Origin of the sequence: Pseudomonas sp. COR18 (assembly GCF_048568395.1) — a bacterium.
Classification (GTDB): domain Bacteria; phylum Pseudomonadota; class Gammaproteobacteria; order Pseudomonadales; family Pseudomonadaceae; genus Aquipseudomonas; species Aquipseudomonas fuscovaginae_B.
The window spans coordinates 1,045,880-1,063,817 of sequence record NZ_CP183808.1 but is presented as its reverse complement, the minus strand read 5'-3'; the positions used below and the strand labels follow the sequence as shown (position 1 = coordinate 1,063,817).

The window sequence follows — 17,938 nt, the reverse complement described above, 5'->3', positions numbered from 1 at the left end:
AGTGCTCCCAATGATTTGGCGATGAGCTAAATAGCGATTGGTACTAAGCCGGGCTGCTGCTCGGGCTCCAGGGGCGGCAGGCCGAAGGCGGCGCGGGCCGCATCGCAGCGTTCGTTGGGTTCACCGTTGACCCAGGCGGCATCGAATTCGCGGCAGGGGCTGGAGCGCTGGTGGTAGATCGAGCAACTGACGCCTTTACCGACTTCACCTTCAAGGGCGGTGCAGCGCGGCTTTTTCCCTTCGGTACCGTTCATGGCCACGCGGCTCGGACTGATCTGGCTGACCAGTTCGTCGGGCACCAGGCCGCCGCCCGACACGCACTCTCCCCAATAAAACGAGACACGGAAATAGGAACAGCAGGCACCGCAATTCAGACACGGATTAGCATCAGACATGGAAGGTCAACGGAGAAAGAAGAAGGGAGGGAGTTTGGCACTATTCTAGGCTTCGGCCGCGGCTTTGTAAGGGGGTGTTACAAGTATTTTTACGGGTCCCGATAGAGCCTCCATTGGCCGGTATCAGCGCCGCGAATGGTGGCAGACAGGCGATATCAGGCTGACTAGATTGAGTGGCAGCCAAGCCCTATAACAATAAAGAGACGGACCCCATGCAGAACTCGACCCAAGCGGCGAATGCCTGGCGCATTCTGTTCCTGTTGTTCCTTGCCAACCTGTTCAATTTCTTCGATCGGACCATCCCGGCGATCATCATCGAACCGATCCGCATGGAGTGGCACCTGAGCGATTTCCAGATCGGCATCATCGGCACCGCCTTCACCATCGTCTATGCCGTTGCCGGCCTGCCCCTGGGGCGCATGGCCGATAACGGTTCGCGCAGCAAGCTGATGGGCTGGGGGTTGGCGGTCTGGAGCGGGCTGACGGCGGTCAATGGCCTGGTGGGCAGTTTCTGGAGCTTCCTGCTGGTGCGCATGGGCGTCGGGATCGGTGAGGCCAGCTATGCGCCAGCGGCCAATTCGCTGATCGGCGATCTGTTCCCGGCCCATCGCCGGGCACGGGCCATGGGCATTTTCATGCTGGGCCTGCCGTTGGGGCTGTTGCTGGCGTTCTTCACCATCGGCGCGATGGTCAAGGCGTTCGACAGCTGGCGGGCGCCGTTTTTCATTGCGGCGGTCCCCGGCCTGGTGCTGGCGCTGTTCATGTTCTTCATCAGGGAGCCCAAGCGCGGCGCGGCGGAAACCGTACAGGTCGCCCAGACACGGATCGAGCGGCCGGTACGGCGCCTGCTGGCGATCCCGACCTTTCTCTGGCTGGTGCTGGCGGGGCTGACCTTCAATTTCGCCACCTACGCCTGCAACTCCTTCCTGGTGCCGATGCTGCAGCGCTACTTCCAGATGCCGTTGCAGGAAGCGGCGGTGGCCACCGGGGTGATCGTCGGCGTGACCGGCCTGGTCGGGCTGACCCTGGGCGGCTGGGTGGCGGACAAGATTCACCAGCGCATCGCCAACGGACGCCTGCTGTTCGCGGCCGTGAGCCTGGTGGTGTCGACCCTGGCCACGGCCTGGGCACTGCATGCCGGGCGGATCGAGATCGGTGTGTTCGTCGCCGTATTCAGTGTCGGCTGGCTGTTTGCCTACAACTTCTACACCTGCGTCTATACCGCGATCCAGGACGTGGTCGAGCCGCGGCTGCGGGCGATGGCGATGGCGGTGTATTTCGCCGGCCTGTATCTGCTGGGTGGGGGGCTGGGGCCGGTGGTGGTCGGCCTGCTGTCCGACCATTTCGCCCATGCGGCGATGCTGGCGGCAGGTGCGCAGGAAATGACCGAGGCATTCAAGGCCGTGGGTCTGCATGACGCGATGTATCTGATTCCGGCGGCGTTGCTGCTGACGCTGCTGTTCCTGTTCCAGGCGGCACGGTGTTTCAGTCGGGATGCGGCGCGGATGCGCGAGGGGATGGGGCAGGAGCAGGAAGGCGTGGCACCTGTAACGGCTTGATAGTCAGTTGAATGGGGGCCTGTTCGCGGATGAATCCGGCTCCCACAGGTCCAGTGGTGATCACAAAATCTGTGAACACCGCTCCACTGTGGGTGCCGGATTCATCCGCGAACAGGGGGCCCTGAAGCCCTAAACGAATCCCGCCCCACAGCGCACCGTCATATCAACCGGCGACCAGCACCCGGATCGCTTCCAGGCGCAGCGCCGCCTTCTCCAGCATCGCCAGCCCCTGTTCACGCTGTTTGCGCAGTGCGACCAGCTCGCTGTCACGCACGCTCGGGTTGACGGCCTGCAACGCGGTCAGGCGCGCCAGTTCCTCGTCGGTATCGGCCGCCAGGCGACGTTGTGCCTCGGCCACGCGTTCGGCGTGACGAGGGGCGACTTTCGCTTCGCCGGCGTTGATCTTCGGCGCCAGGCTGTCGCGCTGGGCCTGGATGAACTTGTTGGCGCTGGCCTTGGGCACGCTTTCCAGCTGGTCGTTCAGGGTCTCGAACGCGACGCGTGGCGACAGGTCGTTGCCGTTGGCGTCCAGCAGGCAGCGCAGGGCGGCCGGCGGCAGGTAGCGGCCCAGTTGCAGCGAGCGTGGTGCGACCACTTCGCTGACGTACAGCAGTTCCAGCAGCACGGTCCCCGGTTTCAGTGCCTTGTTCTTGATCAGCGCCACGGCAGTGTTGCCCATCGAGCCGGACAGCACCAGGTCCATACCACCTTGCACCATCGGGTGTTCCCAGGTGATGAACTGCATGTCTTCGCGCGACAGCGCCTGGCCGCGGTCGTAGGTGATGGTCACGCCTTCGTCGTCGCCCAGCGGGAAGCTGGCGTCGAGCATCTTCTCGCTCGGCTTGAGGATCAGGGCGTTTTCCGAATGGTCCTCGCTGTCGATGCCGAAGGCGTCGAACAGCGTCTCCATGTAGATCGGCAGGGCGAACTGGTCGTCCTGCTCGAGGATCGCCTCGACCAGGGCCTCACCTTCACCGGCACCGCCGGAGTTGAGTTCCAGCAGGCGGTCGCGGCCGGTGTGCAATTCGGCTTCCAGGCGCTCGCGCTCGGCACGGGCCTCGTCCACCAGCTTCTGCCACTCGCCGTCGTCGCCGCCTTCGAGCAGCGGCAGCAGGCGTGGACCGAACTGGTGCTGCAGGGCGTTGCCGGTCGGGCAGGTATTGAGGAAGGCGTTCAGGGCATCGTGGTACCACTGGAACAGGCGTTCCTGCGGGCTGGTTTCCAGGTACGGCACATGCAGCTCGATCACGTGCTTCTGGCCGATCCGGTCCAGGCGGCCGATGCGCTGTTCCAGCAGGTCCGGGTGCGCCGGCAGGTCGAACATCACCAGGTGGTGGGCGAACTGGAAGTTGCGGCCTTCACTGCCGATTTCCGAGCAGATCAGCACCTGGGCGCCGAATTCCTCGTCGGCGAAGTAGGCGGCGGCGCGGTCACGCTCGAGAATGTTCATGCCTTCGTGGAACACGGTGGCCGGGATGCCGGAACGCACGCGCAGGGCGTCCTCCAGGTCCATGGCGGTTTCCGCGTGGGCGCAGATCACCAGCACTTTGGTGCGCTTGAGCATTTTCAACTGGTCGATCAGCCACTCGACCCGTGGGTCGAAGCGCCACCAGCGTTCCTCGTCACCGCCTTCGGTCTGGGCCTGGAAGCTGACTTCCGGGTACAGCTCGGCGTGTTCGCCCAGCGGCAGCTCCAGGTATTCGTCCGGGTTCGGCAGCGGGTAGGCGTGCAGCTTGCGCTCCGGGAAGCCCTGGACGGCGGCGCGGGTGTTGCGGAACAGCACGCGGCCGGTGCCGTGACGGTCGAGCAGTTCGCGTACCAGACGCGCGCTGGCTTCGCTGTCGCCGTCGTTGACCGCGGTGAGCAGGGCCTCGCCTTCGTTGCCGAGGAAACCCTGGATGGTCTTGTGGGCGGCCGGGGACAGACGGCCCTGGTCCAGCAGTTCCTGCACCGCTTCGGCCACCGGGCGATAGTTCTCGCTTTCGGCGCGGAACGCGGCCAGGTCGTGGAAACGGTTCGGATCGAGCAGGCGCAGGCGCGCGAAATGGCTTTCCTGGCCCAGCTGTTCGGGGGTGGCGGTCAGCAGCAGTACGCCGGGAATGGTCTCGGCCAGTTGTTCGACCAGCGTATATTCCGGGCTGGCCTTGTCTTCATGCCAGACCAGGTGATGCGCCTCGTCGACCACCATCAGGTCCCAGCCGGCGGCGAACAGCGCATCCTGGGCCTTTTCGTCCTCGACCAGCCACTCCAGGGCCACCAGGGCCAACTGGGTGTCTTCGAACGGGTTGCTGGCATCGCTCTCGATGAAGCGCTCGGCATCGAACAGCGCTACCTGCAGGTTGAAGCGCCGGCGCATTTCCACCAGCCACTGGTGCTGGAGGTTTTCCGGGACCAGGATCAGCACGCGGCTGGCGCGACCGGACAGCAACTGGCGATGGATCACCAGGCCGGCCTCGATGGTCTTGCCCAGGCCCACTTCGTCCGCCAGCAGGACCCGTGGCGCGATACGGTCGGCGACTTCCCGGGCGATGTGCAACTGGTGGGCGATCGGTTGCGCACGGGCGCCACCCAGGCCCCAGAGCGGCGATTGCAACTGGCGGCTGGTGTGTTCCAGGGTGTGGTAGCGCAGCGAGAACCATGGCAGCGGGTCGATCTGTCCGGCGAACAACCGGTCGCTGGCCAGGCGGAACTGGATGAAGTTCGACAGCTGGGTTTCCGGCAGCGCGACGACTTCGTTCTGCACGTTGAGGCCGTGGTAGACCAGCAACCCGTCGACATCCTCGACTTCGCGCACGGTCATCTTCCACCCCTCGAAGTGGGTGATGCTGTCCCCGGGCGAGAATCGCACGCGGGTCAGGGGCGCATTCCTTAGCGCGTACTGGCGAGTGTCGCCAGTGGCCGGATAGAGCACGGTCAACAAGCGGCCATCCTGTGCCAGAACGGTGCCCAAACCCAGCTCGGCTTCGCTGTCACTGATCCAGCGTTGCCCCGGTTGATACTGCTGCGCCATGCTGCCTGACTCCCGCCTTGAAAAAGCCGACTATCTTAACGGAATCGACGCTTTCAGGCCAAAGCTCTTGATCGAAAGGACTGATCCGAGAAAGTACACCGACCCAGGCTGAAAGGTCGTTGAGCATGACGTTCGTCGGAGCGTATTGCACCCTTTAGCGATAACCGGGTCACAGTTTCGCGACTGACGGCTCAAGTCACGGGAGCCGCCGCCGAAAGCCTGCCGACAGGAGAAGAAATCATGCTGCCACCGATGTTACCCCTGAGTGCCGTGCCGGTCACTTCCCAGCAGGACCCGATCCGACCGCGACCGGATATCCCGCCTGTGGTGCCCGTGCAGGAAAGCTCCAATGAAAGCACCATCGACCTGCAGAAGCGCGACCCGGAAGAGGCCGCGTGGCAGTTGCGCGAGGAACAGCGGCGCCAGCAGCAACAGCAGCAACGCCGGCGTGAGGCCGAGGATGATCCGCAGTTGCACCTGGCGGTGCCGGGCGACGAATTGAACGCCGACAACACCGTACCGGTGGTCGCATTGATGGAAGAGCAGCCGCGTCAGGGCCTGCTGGTCGACGTCGAGGTCTGACGGCGCTCTTCGGCCAGTTGCCCAAGGGCCTCCAGCAGCAAGCCGATCTCCTGTTCGGTATTGAGATAGCTCACCGCGACCCGGGCAATCGCCGGCAGTTCGCGGGCCTGCATGTCCAGAGGCGTGTAGGCGGTGCCGTTGGCACCGATGTTGATAGCGCTTTCGGCCAGCCGTTGTTTCAGCGCCAAGGCATCCCATCCTTCCAGAGTGAACGCAATCAGGCCCGACTGCTGTCCGGGCAGGCCCAGGTCGTGCAGTTCCAGCCCGGGGATCTTGCGCAAGGCTTCGCGCAATCCTGTCGCCAACCGCTGAATCCTGCCGCGAATACGCGCGATACCCAACTGATTGGCCTCCTTCAGCGCATTGGCCAGGCCGGCCATCAACACCAGCGAGCGCTCGCTGGTTTCGAAGCGGCGGGCATCGTTGCGCAGGGTGAAGCCGTGATCGTCCCAGGGCGCGGATGACACATCGAGGTAGCGGGGGGTCAGTTGTTCGAGAAAGCCTTCGCGCACATACAGCAGCGCGGTACCTCGTGGGCCCCGGAGAAACTTGCGGGCGGCACCCTTGAGCACGTCGCAGGCCAGGGCCTGGACATCGCACGGCAGTTGGCCGAGAGCCTGTCCGGCGTCGATGAAATAGGCGATGCCATGGCGTCGCGCCACCTGGCCGATGGCCTCGGCGGGGTTGATCAGGCCGCCATTGGCCGGTAGCCAGGTCAGGGCGATCAGGCGCACGCGGGCGTCGATCATCTGTTCCAGGGAAGAGACCGACACCGCACCGGTTTCATCGCAGGGGATCACTTCCAGACGAGCGCCGGCCTTGACCGCTTCGGCCATGCAGGCCAGGTTGCCGGCCCATTCATGACGCCCGACCAGGATCCGGTCGCCGGCACGCCAGGGGCCCAGTGCGGCGAAGGCCTGGCCCCAGGCGGCTGAGCCGCTGCCGGCAAAGGCGATGCTCTGGACGCTGGTGTTGAGCAGCTCGGCGGCAGCCTGGCGGGCTTCCTCCTCCAGTCGCGCGCCCTCGGGGCCAGCCTCCATCGGGCCGATGCCTGCCTCGAGTCGCAACTGGGCGGTCATTGCCTCCAGGGTGGCCTGGCTGGGGAGCGAGGCGCCGGCGTGATTGAAATGGATCACCCGCGAGCAGCCGGGAGTCGCGGCACGCAGGTGGGCGATTTCGCTTTCCGACCAATCGTCGACGATCATGGCTGCAGCTCGAAGATCGCGTCGATTTCCACGGCGACGCCACTGGGCAGGCTCGATACGCCGATCGCGGTCCGGGCGTGCCGACCTTTTTCACCCAGCACGTTGACCAGCAGGTTGGATGCGCCGTTCGCCACAACGCCCTGGCGTTTGAAGTCCGGGCTGGCGGCAACGAAGACGCCGAGGCGGACGATGCGCACCAGCTTCGACAGGTTGTCGTCGATGGCGTGACGCAATTGCGCCAGCAGGCCGAGGGCCGCCAGCTCCGCTGCCCTGGCGCCTTCCTCTTCGCCCAGGGTATCGCCCAGGCGGCCAATGCCGGCGGGCTGACCATCCTGCAGGGGGATCTGCCCGGAGATGAACAGCTGGTTGTTGCTGATTACGTAATTCACATAGTTGGCAATCGGCTGACTGGGCTGCGGCAGGTTCAGGCCCAGTTGACTGACGCGATCTGACAGGGAATTGCTCATGGGGGAAACCTCCTTGAAGAAGGTTTCAGCATGCTCGGCGCGGAATTGGCCGACAAACGGATAGATTAAATCGGACGTATCTGATTGGCTCATGTGTCCGCGCATTGTTCCATCAACCAGGTGCAGAAGATTTCGGCTTCCGCGCAGAGCGCGGTGTTGGGTTTGATCAGCCAATAGCCGATCTCGCTCTCATAAGGGGGGCTGTCGAATGCCGGTACCAGCGAGCCGTCCTTGAGCCGGCGATCGATCAGGCGCTGGCGGCCCATGGCGATACCCTGGCCGGCGATGGCGGCTTCGACCACGATGTTGTAGTCATGGAGCATGGCCGTGGGGTAGCGCTGCAGATCGAAATGATGGTGCCGGGCCCAATCGATCCATTCGAAGGGTTGCCGGGCCTGGGCCATCAGCAACGGGCCCGGCCCGTGGGATGCGGCCTTGAAGGCCGGGCTGCAGACGGGGAACAGGCGTTCGCTCATCAGCCGCTTGGCATCGACATCCGGCCAGCCGCCCTTGCCGTAGCGGATGGCGAGGTCGACCTGGGCGCCGGCGACATCGGCGAGCTGGATCGACGGCTCCAGGGCAACCTGGATGTGCGGGTGGCGGGTAATGAAGTCGGTCAGGCGCGGTGCCAGCCAGAGCGTGGCGAAAGACGCCAGCAGGCCGATCCGCAGCACCCGTGGGGATGTCGGTGCGCGCAGTTGTCGACTGGCTTCGGCGATCTGTTCCAGGGCCGGGCGGATCTGCTGGTAATAGCGGCTGCCGGCGTCGCTGAGGTCGATGGCACGGGTCCTGCGGATGAACAGGCGCTGGTCGAGGTACTGCTCAAGCTTGTGGATCTGATGGCTTACCGCGCTCTGGCTGACCGACAGCTCATCGGCGGCCTTGATGAAGCTCAGGTGGCGGGCCACCGATTCGAAGGCGCGCAGGGCCATGAGCGGGGGGAGGTCCTTGGGCAGTGTCACTTCAACGATCCTTGGTAGCCATACTGAGTGGGCGATTTTGCGCGCAAACGGGCATGGCGGACATAGCTCGATCATTTCCCGGCTGGTCAGCGCCGACGCTTGCCCGCATTATGGGGGTATTGCGTGAGCCGGGGGCGAGCCTGGCTGAATTCGACCGATAGCGATGTAGTGATCATGAGCCAAGACGACAAGTTGATCGACCTGAATGCGGAACGGGCCAAGCGTGTCCATGACCTGAACGAGAAACGCCTGAATGAAGTACGCCAGGCCTTCGAGCAGGCGATGCCGTTGGGCAAGGGCAGGAAAAAGCCGAAGAACAAGCCGAAAAAGCGCTGATATCTGCGCTGAAACTTGATGCAAGTCAGTTAATTTCCTTTCCCCGCGCCCGGTTCCGGGCGGCATTGACGCCGGTCAATTTTCCTCCGTGCCCATTTGGGTAACTTAGCCACATCGCAACAGGGCGAGTGCAGGAGGCCAGTCATGTTTTTCGATAACGTGGTAATTGCCGGAGTGCTGACGGTTGGCCTCATGGTGGTGTTCCTCGGCGGTTTTGGATTTTTTATCTGGAAAGACTCACATAAGAGGAAGAAACCTTAGGTCTTTTCAGAGAACGAGCACGCAAGGCATTTTGGGCGACTTCGGTCGCCCTTTTTTTGTCTCGCGTTTTTGGGCTTTTTGGGGGGGAGTAATTGTTACTGGGTGTACATATCCGTTTGCGCGTTTAACTGATGTTACGGTTTCGCCCCTTACGGGCGAGTTACTTTTTTTCAGACGCCAAAAAAAGTAACCAAAAAACGCTTGCCCCTCCATTGGCCCTCGCTGCGCGAGGGTTCCTTCGCTCCGGTCCTGTTTCGAGAGCACGCCGTGACGGGCCATCCATGGCCCAACACGGCTCGCCCGGCATCCCTGCCGGGCGATTCTCGAAACAGAACCTCCACTCAGCCGGCTGGGAACGGGGCCGGTAGATCAAAAGCAAGATCAAAAGCAGAGGGGGAATCTGGAAGTTTTTCGGCGACTTCAATGGCCTCTTCGCGGGCAAGCCCGGCTCCTACAGATGGGTGTCGTATGCAGCCTCTGTGTACGACGCAAACTTGTAGGAGCCGGGCTTGCCCGCGAAGCTCTTTAGCTCTTGCTCTTGCTCTTGCTCTTGCTCTTGCTCTTGCTCTTGCTCTTGCTCTTGCTCTTGCTCTTGCTCTTGCTCTACCGGCCCCGTTCCCAGCAGGCCGAATGGAGCCCTCGTGTAGTGGGGAACTCGGCATGGATGCCGAGTTAGCGCCGATGGGCATGGATGCCCATGCGGCGCGACCCACGGAGCGAGGGTGGAATGAGGGAACCCCTCGCGTAGCGAGGGGCCAATGGAGGGGCAGCGTTTTTTGGTTACTTTTTTTGGCGTCTGAAAAAAAGTAACTCGCCCGTAAGGGGCGAAACCGTAACATCAGTTAAACGCGCAAACGGATATGTACACTCACCTCAAAGTTAAACACTACATACAAACATCAAGACGAAAAAAAAGGCGCACCCCAAAGGCTGCACCTTTATTTTTAGATCACGGCAGTCAACTCAACTGCCGATAATCTTCGAAGCGAGCCAGAACAAACCGGCAGACAAGCCGACGGTCGCCGGCAAGGTCAGTACCCAGGCCAGCAGAATGGTCTTGATCGTGCTGCTCTGCAGCCCGCTCTTGTTCGCCAGCATGGTCCCCGCCACACCCGACGACAGCACGTGGGTCGTCGAAACCGGCAGCGCGAAGATGTTCGCCAGGCCGATCATCCCGGCCGTGGTGATCTGGGCCGACATGCCCTGGGCATAGGTCATGCCCTGCTTGCCGATCTTCTCGCCAATGGTCAGCACCACCCGTTTCCAGCCGACCATGGTCCCCAGGCCAAGGGCCAGGGCCACCGCCAGAATCACCCAGAACGGTGCGTATTCGGTCGTGGCGGTCAGGTCCTTGCGCAGTTTTTCCAGGTCCGCCTTCTCGCGCGCGTCCAGGCCCGGCAGCTTGCCGACCTTTTTCGCGGTGTCGTCGAGGCAGAGCAGGTAGCGGCGCACTTCGATACGCTTTTCAGGTGCCAGCGAATGGTAGTCGTTGACGCCCTTGAGATCGTTCAGCAGCGCGGCGATGGTCGGTTCGGTCTGCTGCGGATTGCAGCTGAACTTGCCCGGCAGGTCGTCCTGCACGCTCTTGCCCAGTGCCAGGAACTCGCTCAGGGTGGCGCTGTTGCGCTGGTAGAACTGGCTCAGGTGCAGGGTAGCGTCGCGGGTGCGTTCGATCTGGTAGGTGGTGGTGCTCAGGTCGAGTACGAACTGCGCCGGCACGATACCGATCAGCACCAGCATGATCAGGCCAATACCTTTCTGACCGTCGTTGGAGCCGTGCACGAAGCTCACGGCCATGGCCGAAACCACCAGTACCATGCGATTCCAGAACGGAGGGTGCTTCTTGTCGTCGATCTTGCGGCGCTGTTCCGGCGTCTTGTGCATCTTCGACTTCGGACGCCACCACTTCAGAGCGACCAGAACCAGGCCTGCCACCAGCATGCCGGCCAGCGGCGAGAACACCAGCGAGGCACCGATATCGATCGCTTTCTGCCAGTTGACCCCGTCGCCTAACGGAATGTCGTTGAGCAGGGCATTGGCCAGGCCGACACCGAGGATCGAACCGATCAGGGTGTGGGAACTCGAGGCCGGAATGCCGAAATACCAGGTTCCCAGGTTCCAGGTGATGGCCGCAGCCAGCAGCGAGAACACCATGGCCAGGCCATGTCCGGTGTTGACGTTGATCAGCAGTTCCACCGGCAACAGGTGGACGATGGCATAGGCAACGCCGACCCCGCCGAGCAGAACCCCGAGGAAATTGAATACACCGGAGGAGAACACCGCGAGATGGGGCGGCATCGCTTTGGTGTAGATCACTGTGGCCACCGCGTTAGCGGTGTCATGAAAGCCGTTGATGAACTCGAAGCTGAGGACAAAGGCCAGGGCGAGCAGCAGGCTCACGAGGACCCAAGCATCCAGTCCGCTGAATAAATCGATCATGTAGGTTTTCTGACCCGGTCATAAGGGGGCGCGATTATGCCAGAAAAGCCCGCTAATCGATGCACTAGCTGCCCATCGGTAACATTCTTCAATGAAAAAAAATGTAGGAAACCCTGCAAACCCAGGTTTTCCGGGGCTCTGGCAAGCTTCTGATTTCATTGGAAATATCGGGAAAACGCGAGGTTTCGGCGCAGGGCTTCTGGGCCGAAACGGCTGTATGAAATTTCTGTGTGAGGACCTGCCTGGCGTCAATCAGCCCGTTGGGTGGGGCGGCTTCCAGGGCTCGTCGCGGATAGCGCAAGCCGTTGACATGCGGGAGCCTGGCAGGATCCGGGTAGGATGACAGGCTGCAGGAGGCAAGCCTCACGGTGTCAAGGCTGAGTCGCCTGGGCCTGTTGCGCCTTGAGTTCCTGTTCCATCTTTTGCAGTTCCTGGCTAAAGGCCTGGTCGCGAAGACTGGCCCGTTTACGCCAGGGTTTGCGTTCCGGTTCGGGTTGCGCGGCGTAGGTGGTGACTTCTCCGCCGTAAACATCCTTGTAACGTTGTTCCTGGCGCTCAAGTTCCGCGCGCAGTTCGTCTTTCGTCACAGTGTTACCTAATTTGAATTGAAGGGTTTTTCCGTCTCTGTAAACACGACCGCGCGGGATGGACTTGCCTGACAGGGCTGAGCCCGGCTCCCACGGCTACGAGGGCGCCTGATGGCACGCAGCGTACGTAGAGTATATCGGTCGGTTTGAACAATATTACCGCGAAGAGGGGAGAGCCCGTCAACTTTGTCCAGGGGCTTTGTCACGTAGGAGTTTTGAACTGTAACTTGAGGGCTTGGGCAAGTGCTGCCTGTTTCCCGGCGGCAAACTTTCGCTGGAAGTTTTTGATACCGCTAATTGGCTGGATAATAACAGTTGTATAGGGAAGTTTGTATCACCAGCAATGCAAAGGGGGGAGGGGAGAACGGCCTTACTTCGTGGGTAAGGCCGTGCCGGTGAGTTCCCCGGTGGGTACCTGACCAGTATGCCGGGAATCGCAGAGCGGCAAGGCAACGTTATAAGCCTCGGGACCGCCCAGGTCAATTGCGATTATCGGCCGTATGTTCGATAATCGCACAATGTAGGGCCTGCATGGCTTGTCTATCGGCTGTCGGCGGCCTGTAATAGCGGCTGACAGTGTGAACAAGGACCTGGAATGAACGACCCACTGCGTACTGCCTTCAATTCCGTCGCGCCGCCTATCGTCGCCTCGCCCGCCAAGCGGATTCAGGCCTTTACCGGCGACCCGGATTTCATGACGTCGCTGGCCCGTGGCCTGGCGGTGGTGCAGGCGTTCCAGGAGCGCAAGCGGCACCTGACCATCGCGCAGATCAGCCACCGCACGGAGATTCCCCGGGCGGCCGTGCGACGTTGCCTGCATACACTGATCAAGCTCGGCTATGCCACCACCGACGGGCGCACCTATTCGCTGTTGCCCAAGGTGCTCACCCTGGGGCATGCCTATCTGTCCTCGACACCTCTGGCGGTGTCGGCCCAGCCTTATCTGGACCGCATGAGCGAGCAGCTCCACGAGGCCTGCAACATGGCCACCCTCGAGGGTGACGACATTCTTTACATCGCCCGCTCGGCCACGCCGCAGAAGCTGATCTCGGTCGATCTGTCCGTCGGCGGGCGACTGCCGGCCTACTGCACCTCGATGGGCCGGATCCTGCTGGCCGCGCTGGATGATGCGTCGCTGCAGGACTACCTCGAACATGCCGACCTGCAGCCCAAGACCAGCCGTACCCTGCATACCCCCGAAGCGCTGCTCGAATGCCTGCAGCAGGTGCGTCGACAGGGCTGGTGCATCGTCGACCAGGAGCTGGAGCAGGGCCTGCGTTCGATTGCCGTACCGGTTTACGACGCCTCGGGCCAGGTGCTCGCGGCCCTGAACGTCAGCACCCATGCCGGCAGTGTCAGCCGCAGCGAGCTGGAGCAGCGTTTCCTGCCAAACATGCTCGCCGCCAGCCGTGACCTGAGTGCCCAACTGTTCGCCTGATGGCCGGCTCCTCAGCAAAGCTGTTCGATAACCGCCCAGTTACGCGTTTATCGAATTGCGCGGTTGAATACCGCTGATTAATGTCGCGGCAGCGCCCTGAATTGACGAGCCTGCAAGGCTCGCTCCGGGCCGCTCTAATAATAATGAAGAGGCCAGACCGCCATGAACATCTCTCCCGATACCTCTCCCGCGTGTTCGCCGTCCTGACGCGGCACGCCTGAACCAACCCGCTTCATCCAACGTCGCCGGCCCGGTCGGCGCCTGTTCGTCTGCGCGCTTGTGTGGAAATAAAAATAATGAACCAGCCTCAATCCACTGTCGGTCACTGCCTCGATGTGCAGTCCCTTATCAATAGCCAACCGCTGTCCAGGTACCAGTGGCGGGTGGTGATCCTGTGTTTCCTGATCGTTTTTCTCGATGGCCTGGACACGGCGGCCATGGGCTTCATCGCGCCGGCGCTGTCCCAGGACTGGGGCATCGACCGTGCCAGCCTCGGGCCGGTGATGAGTGCGGCGCTGATCGGCATGGTCTTCGGCGCGCTCGGTTCCGGCCCCCTGGCGGACCGCTTCGGACGCAAGGTGGTGCTGGTGGGCGCGGTTCTGCTGTTCGGCGCCTTCAGCCTGGCCTCGGCCTACAGCAGCAACGTCGACCAGTTGCTGGTGCTGCGCTTCCTCACCGGCCTGGGTCTGGGCGCGGGCATGCCGAATGCCACGACGCTGCTCTCGGAATACACCCCGGAGCGGCACAAGTCGCTGCTGGTGACCAGCATGTTCTGCGGTTTCAACCTGGGCATGGCCGGTGGCGGTTTCGTCTCGGCCAAGCTGATCCCGGCCTTCGGCTGGCACAGCTTGCTGTTGATCGGTGGGCTGCTGCCGCTGTTGCTGGTGCTGGTGTTGTTGCTCTGGCTGCCGGAGTCGGCGCGTTTTCTGGTGGTGCGCAACCGCGGCGTGGACAGGATACGCAAGGCCCTGGCGCCGATCGCGCCACAGCAGGTGGCCGCGGCGGCGAGCTTCAGCGTGCCGGAGCAGAAGACAGTCAAGGCGCGCAATGTGCTGGCGGTGATTTTCTCCGGCACCTACAGCGCCGGCACCCTGCTGCTGTGGCTGACCTATTTCATGGGCCTGGTGATCGTCTACCTGCTGACCAGCTGGCTGCCGACGCTGATGCGTGACAGCGGCGCGAGCCTGGAACAGGCCGCGTTCATTGGCGCCCTGTTCCAGTTCGGCGGGGTGCTGAGTGCGGTCGGGGTGGGTTGGGCCATGGACCGCTTCAACCCGCACAAGGTCATCGGCACTTTCTACCTGTTGGCCGGGATCTTTGCCTACGCGGTCGGCCAGAGCCTGGGCCACATCGCCCTGCTGGGAACCCTGGTGTTGGCGGCTGGCATGTGCGTGAACGGCGCGCAATCGGCGATGCCTTCGCTGGCGGCACGCTTCTACCCGACCCAGGGGCGGGCCACGGGTGTGTCCTGGATGCTCGGGATCGGTCGTTTTGGCGCGATTCTCGGCGCCTGGATGGGCGCTACGCTGTTGGGCATGGGCTGGAACTTCGAGCAGGTGCTGACCGTGCTGGTGGTACCGGCGGCGCTGGCGACGGCTGGCGTGCTGATCAAGGGCCGGGTCAGCCACGCGGATGCGACCTGAGTCGACCGGGTGTGGGGGGAGTCGATAGCCTGCAAACAATTGGTTCGATTATCGAACACATAAGCGATTATCGGATTGTTTGCGGGCCGAGCCCCGGCTTAATCTGGCTTCACTCCGGCGCTGACCTCGCGCCTTTTTCTTCCAAGCTGGCTTGTTGAAACCGGGAGTCTGTATCCATGGCTGAAATACTTTCGCTGCATGACGCGGTGAAGCAATTCGTCAATGACGGCGATACCGTCGCGCTCGAAGGCTTCACTCACCTGATTCCGACTGCGGCGGGTCATGAAATCATTCGTCAGGGCAAGAAAGACCTGACACTGGTGCGGATGACCCCCGACCTGATCTACGACCAACTGATCGGTGCCGGTTGTGCTCGCAAGCTGGTGTTTTCCTGGGGCGGCAACCCGGGTGTCGGTTCCCTGCACCGCCTGCGCGATGCGGTCGAGAAGCAGTGGCCCCACGCGTTGGAAATCGAGGAGCACAGCCACGCCGACCTGGCCAATGCCTACGTCGCCGGCGCTTCCGGCCTGCCATTCGCGGTGCTGCGTGCCTACGCCGGCTCCGACCTGCCGAAGGTCAACCCGCTGATCAGGAGTGTGACCTGCCCGTTCACGGGTGAAGTGCTGGCCGCAGTACCTTCGGTACGTCCCGATGTCACGGTGATTCATGCGCAGAAGGCCGACCGCAAGGGCAACGTCCTGCTGTGGGGCATTCTCGGCGTGCAGAAGGAAGCGGTACTGGCGGCCCGGCGTTGCATCGTCACCGTCGAGGAGATCGTCGACGATCTGCAGGCTCCGATGAACGCCTGCGTGCTGCCGACCTGGGCCGTCAGCGCGGTCTGCCATGTACCGGGCGGCGCCCACCCGTCCTATGCCCATGGCTACAGCGAGCGCGACAACCGTTTCTACCAGGCCTGGGATCCGATTGCCCGCGACCGTGAAACCTTCACCGCCTGGATCGCCGACTACATCCATGGCACGGCGGACTTCGCCGAGTTCCGGGCCAAGCTGGCCCAAGCCTCGGAGGCAAAATAATGACCTACACCACCAATGAAATGATGACCGTTGCCGCCGCCCGTCGCCTGAAGAACGGTTCGGTCTGTTTCGTCGGCATCGGCCTGCCGTCCAAGGCGGCCAACCTGGCGCGCCTGACGTCCTCGCCGGATGTGGTGCTGATCTACGAGTCCGGCCCGATCGGCGCCAAGCCCAGCGTGCTGCCGTTGTCCATCGGCGACGGTGAGCTGGCGGAAACCGCCGATACCGTGGTGCCGACCGGCGAGATCTTTCGCTACTGGCTGCAGGGTGGTCGCATCGATGTCGGTTTCCTCGGCGCGGCCCAGGTCGACCGTTTCGGCAATATCAACACCACGGTGGTGGGTGACTACTTCTCGCCGAAGGTCCGTCTGCCCGGGGCTGGCGGCGCACCGGAGATCGCCGGTTCGGCGAAGAGCGTGCTGATCATCCTCAAGCAGTCGGCGCGCTCCTTCGTCGACAAGCTGGACTTCGTCACCTCGGTCGGTCACGGCGAGGGCGGCGATTCCCGTCAGCGCCTCGGTCTGCCGGGCGCCGGTCCGGTAGGCATCATCACCGACCTGTGCATCATGGAACCGGAAGCCGGGACCCACGAGTTCGTCGTCACCTCCCTGCACCCGGGCGTGACCCGTGAGCAGGTGATTGCCGCCACCGGTTGGCCGGTACGGTTCGCCGAGCAGGTCGCCAGCACCGCCGAGCCGACCGACGTCGAGCTCAGCGCCCTGCGCGATCTTGAGGCCCGCACTGCCGCGGCCCATGGCCAAGCCCCGGGAGAAGCCTGATGCGCGAAGTCTTTATCTGTGACGCCGTCCGTACCCCCATCGGCCGTTTCGGCGGCGGCCTGGCCGGTGTGCGTGCCGATGACCTGGCCGCCGTGCCGATCAAGGCGCTGCTGGAACGCAACCCGTCGGTGAACTGGAGCGAGGTCGACGAGGTGTTCCTCGGCTGCGCCAACCAGGCCGGCGAGGACAACCGCAACGTCGCGCGCATGGCCCTGTTGCTGGCCGGGCTGCCGGAGAGCGTTCCCGGCGTGACCCTCAACCGTCTCTGTGCCTCGGGCATGGAAGCGATCGGCAATGCCTTCCGCGCCATCGCCAGCGGCGAAATGGAGCTGGCGATCGCCGGTGGCGTCGAGTCGATGTCCCGGGCTCCGTTCGTGATGGGCAAGGCCGATGCGGCGTTTTCCCGCAACATGAAACTGGAAGACACCACCATCGGCTGGCGCTTCATCAACCCGTTGATGAAGGCCCAGTATGGGGTCGATGCGATGCCACAGACCGCCGATAACGTCGCCGACGACTACCGGGTGTCCCGCGCCGACCAGGACGCGTTCGCCCTGCGCAGCCAGCAGCGGACTGCCGCGGCCCAGGCCGCCGGGTTCTTCGCCGAGGAGATCGTGCCGGTGCGTATCGCCCACAAGAAGGGCGAGACCGTGGTCGAGCAGGATGAGCATCCGCGCGCCGATACCACCCTGGAGGCCCTGGCGAAACTCAAGCCGGTCAACGGTCCCGACAAGACCGTCACCGCCGGCAACGCCTCCGGTGTCAACGATGGCGCGGCGGCGCTGATCCTGGCCTCCGCCGAGGCGGTGAAAAAGCATGGCCTGACCGCCCGCGCGCGGGTACTCGGCATGGCCAGTGCCGGGGTGGCGCCGCGGGTCATGGGCATCGGCCCGGTGCCGGCGGTGCGCAAGCTGACCGAGCGCCTCGGGCTGGCGGTGAGCGAGTTCGACGTGATCGAACTGAACGAAGCCTTCGCCAGCCAGGGTCTGGCGGTGTTGCGCGAGCTGGGGATCGCCGACGATGCGGCCCAGGTCAATCCGAACGGCGGTGCCATCGCCCTCGGCCATCCCCTGGGCATGAGTGGTGCACGCCTGGTATTGACCGCGCTGCATCACTTGGAAAAAACCGGCGGCCGCAAGGGCCTGGCGACCATGTGCGTCGGCGTCGGCCAGGGCCTGGCGCTGGCTATCGAGCGGGTCTGAAGCCCACCTCTGTAGGAACCGGCTTGCTGGTGATCAGGA

16 protein-coding genes are annotated in these 17,938 nt (G+C 63.2%); 9 read left to right on the top strand and 7 right to left on the bottom strand.

The features are described 5' to 3' along the window. Positions 1–26 precede the first annotated feature (26 nt). Positions 27–395: a YkgJ family cysteine cluster protein gene (locus tag ACM62G_RS04965; RefSeq protein ID WP_054057625.1), complete on the bottom strand. Its 369-nt coding sequence runs from the start codon at positions 393–395 to the stop codon at positions 27–29. A 212-nt stretch (positions 396–607) separates the two neighbouring features. On the opposite strand from ACM62G_RS04965, the gene ACM62G_RS04960 reads away from it, so the two are divergent. Next, positions 608–1,954 (top strand): spinster family MFS transporter, encoded by a 1,347-nt coding sequence (locus ACM62G_RS04960; protein ID WP_419736784.1) that lies wholly within the window; start codon positions 608–610, stop codon positions 1,952–1,954. A 163-nt stretch (positions 1,955–2,117) separates the two neighbouring features. On the opposite strand, the gene rapA is transcribed toward ACM62G_RS04960, so the two are convergent. Continuing rightward, positions 2,118–4,964 carry an RNA polymerase-associated protein RapA gene (rapA, locus tag ACM62G_RS04955; protein WP_054057627.1) on the bottom strand — a complete coding sequence of 949 codons (2,847 nt, stop codon included), beginning with the start codon at positions 4,962–4,964 and terminating at the stop codon, positions 2,118–2,120. Positions 4,965–5,204: 240 nt separating this feature from the next. On the opposite strand from rapA, the gene ACM62G_RS04950 reads away from it, so the two are divergent. After that, complete coding sequence (locus ACM62G_RS04950; RefSeq protein WP_054057628.1) at positions 5,205–5,546, top strand: hypothetical protein; 342 nt, start codon at positions 5,205–5,207, stop codon at positions 5,544–5,546. On the opposite strand, the gene ACM62G_RS04945 is transcribed toward ACM62G_RS04950, so the two are convergent. The 3 genes from ACM62G_RS04945 to ACM62G_RS04935 form a co-directional block, all read right to left on the bottom strand. Beyond that, complete coding sequence (locus tag ACM62G_RS04945) at positions 5,516–6,751, bottom strand: aminotransferase class V-fold PLP-dependent enzyme (protein ID WP_419736783.1); 1,236 nt, start codon at positions 6,749–6,751, stop codon at positions 5,516–5,518. The genes ACM62G_RS04950 and ACM62G_RS04945 overlap by 31 nt on opposite strands. Next, the gene (locus ACM62G_RS04940; RefSeq protein ID WP_273819551.1) at positions 6,748–7,218 is read right to left on the bottom strand and encodes a RidA family protein; all 471 of its coding nucleotides are present in this window, start codon (positions 7,216–7,218) and stop codon (positions 6,748–6,750) included. The genes ACM62G_RS04945 and ACM62G_RS04940 overlap by 4 nt, the downstream gene beginning before the upstream one ends. A gap of 89 nt (positions 7,219–7,307) precedes the next feature. Then, positions 7,308–8,180, bottom strand: coding sequence for a LysR substrate-binding domain-containing protein (locus ACM62G_RS04935; protein WP_419736782.1), 873 nt, complete (start codon positions 8,178–8,180; stop codon positions 7,308–7,310). A gap of 174 nt (positions 8,181–8,354) precedes the next feature. On the opposite strand from ACM62G_RS04935, the gene ACM62G_RS04930 reads away from it, so the two are divergent. Both ACM62G_RS04930 and ccoM read left to right on the top strand, forming a co-directional pair. Further along, the gene (locus ACM62G_RS04930; RefSeq protein ID WP_192842680.1) at positions 8,355–8,516 is read left to right on the top strand and encodes a hypothetical protein; all 162 of its coding nucleotides are present in this window, start codon (positions 8,355–8,357) and stop codon (positions 8,514–8,516) included. Between the two features lie 144 nt (positions 8,517–8,660). Continuing rightward, a complete protein-coding gene (gene ccoM / locus ACM62G_RS04925) occupies positions 8,661–8,777 on the top strand; it encodes a cytochrome c oxidase subunit CcoM (protein WP_010449458.1) in 117 nt (38 codons plus the stop codon). A gap of 963 nt (positions 8,778–9,740) precedes the next feature. Here the strand turns inward: ccoM and ACM62G_RS04920 are convergent. Together ACM62G_RS04920 and ACM62G_RS04915 are read right to left on the bottom strand one after the other, a co-directional pair. Beyond that, positions 9,741–11,216, bottom strand: a complete 1,476-nt coding sequence (locus tag ACM62G_RS04920) for an inorganic phosphate transporter (protein WP_054057632.1) — start codon at positions 11,214–11,216, stop codon at positions 9,741–9,743. Positions 11,217–11,587: 371 nt separating this feature from the next. Then, on the bottom strand, positions 11,588–11,803 hold the full coding sequence (locus tag ACM62G_RS04915; protein WP_081005909.1) for a hypothetical protein: 216 nt from the start codon (positions 11,801–11,803) through the stop codon (positions 11,588–11,590). A gap of 595 nt (positions 11,804–12,398) precedes the next feature. On the opposite strand from ACM62G_RS04915, the gene pcaR reads away from it, so the two are divergent. The 5 genes from pcaR (at position 12,399) to pcaF (ending at position 17,899) form a co-directional block, all read left to right on the top strand. After that, on the top strand, positions 12,399–13,241 hold the full coding sequence (gene pcaR, locus ACM62G_RS04910) for a pca regulon transcriptional regulator PcaR (RefSeq protein WP_054057634.1): 843 nt from the start codon (positions 12,399–12,401) through the stop codon (positions 13,239–13,241). A gap of 296 nt (positions 13,242–13,537) precedes the next feature. Continuing rightward, on the top strand, positions 13,538–14,884 hold the full coding sequence (locus ACM62G_RS04905) for an MFS transporter (protein WP_054064824.1): 1,347 nt from the start codon (positions 13,538–13,540) through the stop codon (positions 14,882–14,884). Positions 14,885–15,060: 176 nt separating this feature from the next. Then, positions 15,061–15,918 carry a CoA transferase subunit A gene (locus tag ACM62G_RS04900; RefSeq protein ID WP_419736781.1) on the top strand — a complete coding sequence of 286 codons (858 nt, stop codon included), beginning with the start codon at positions 15,061–15,063 and terminating at the stop codon, positions 15,916–15,918. Further along, on the top strand, positions 15,915–16,697 hold the full coding sequence (locus tag ACM62G_RS04895; protein ID WP_193394249.1) for a CoA-transferase subunit beta: 783 nt from the start codon (positions 15,915–15,917) through the stop codon (positions 16,695–16,697). Before ACM62G_RS04900 ends, ACM62G_RS04895 begins: the two co-directional genes overlap by 4 nt. Next, the gene (gene pcaF / locus ACM62G_RS04890; protein ID WP_192842682.1) at positions 16,694–17,899 is read left to right on the top strand and encodes a 3-oxoadipyl-CoA thiolase; all 1,206 of its coding nucleotides are present in this window, start codon (positions 16,694–16,696) and stop codon (positions 17,897–17,899) included. The genes ACM62G_RS04895 and pcaF overlap by 4 nt, the downstream gene beginning before the upstream one ends. Positions 17,900–17,938 lie beyond the last annotated feature (39 nt).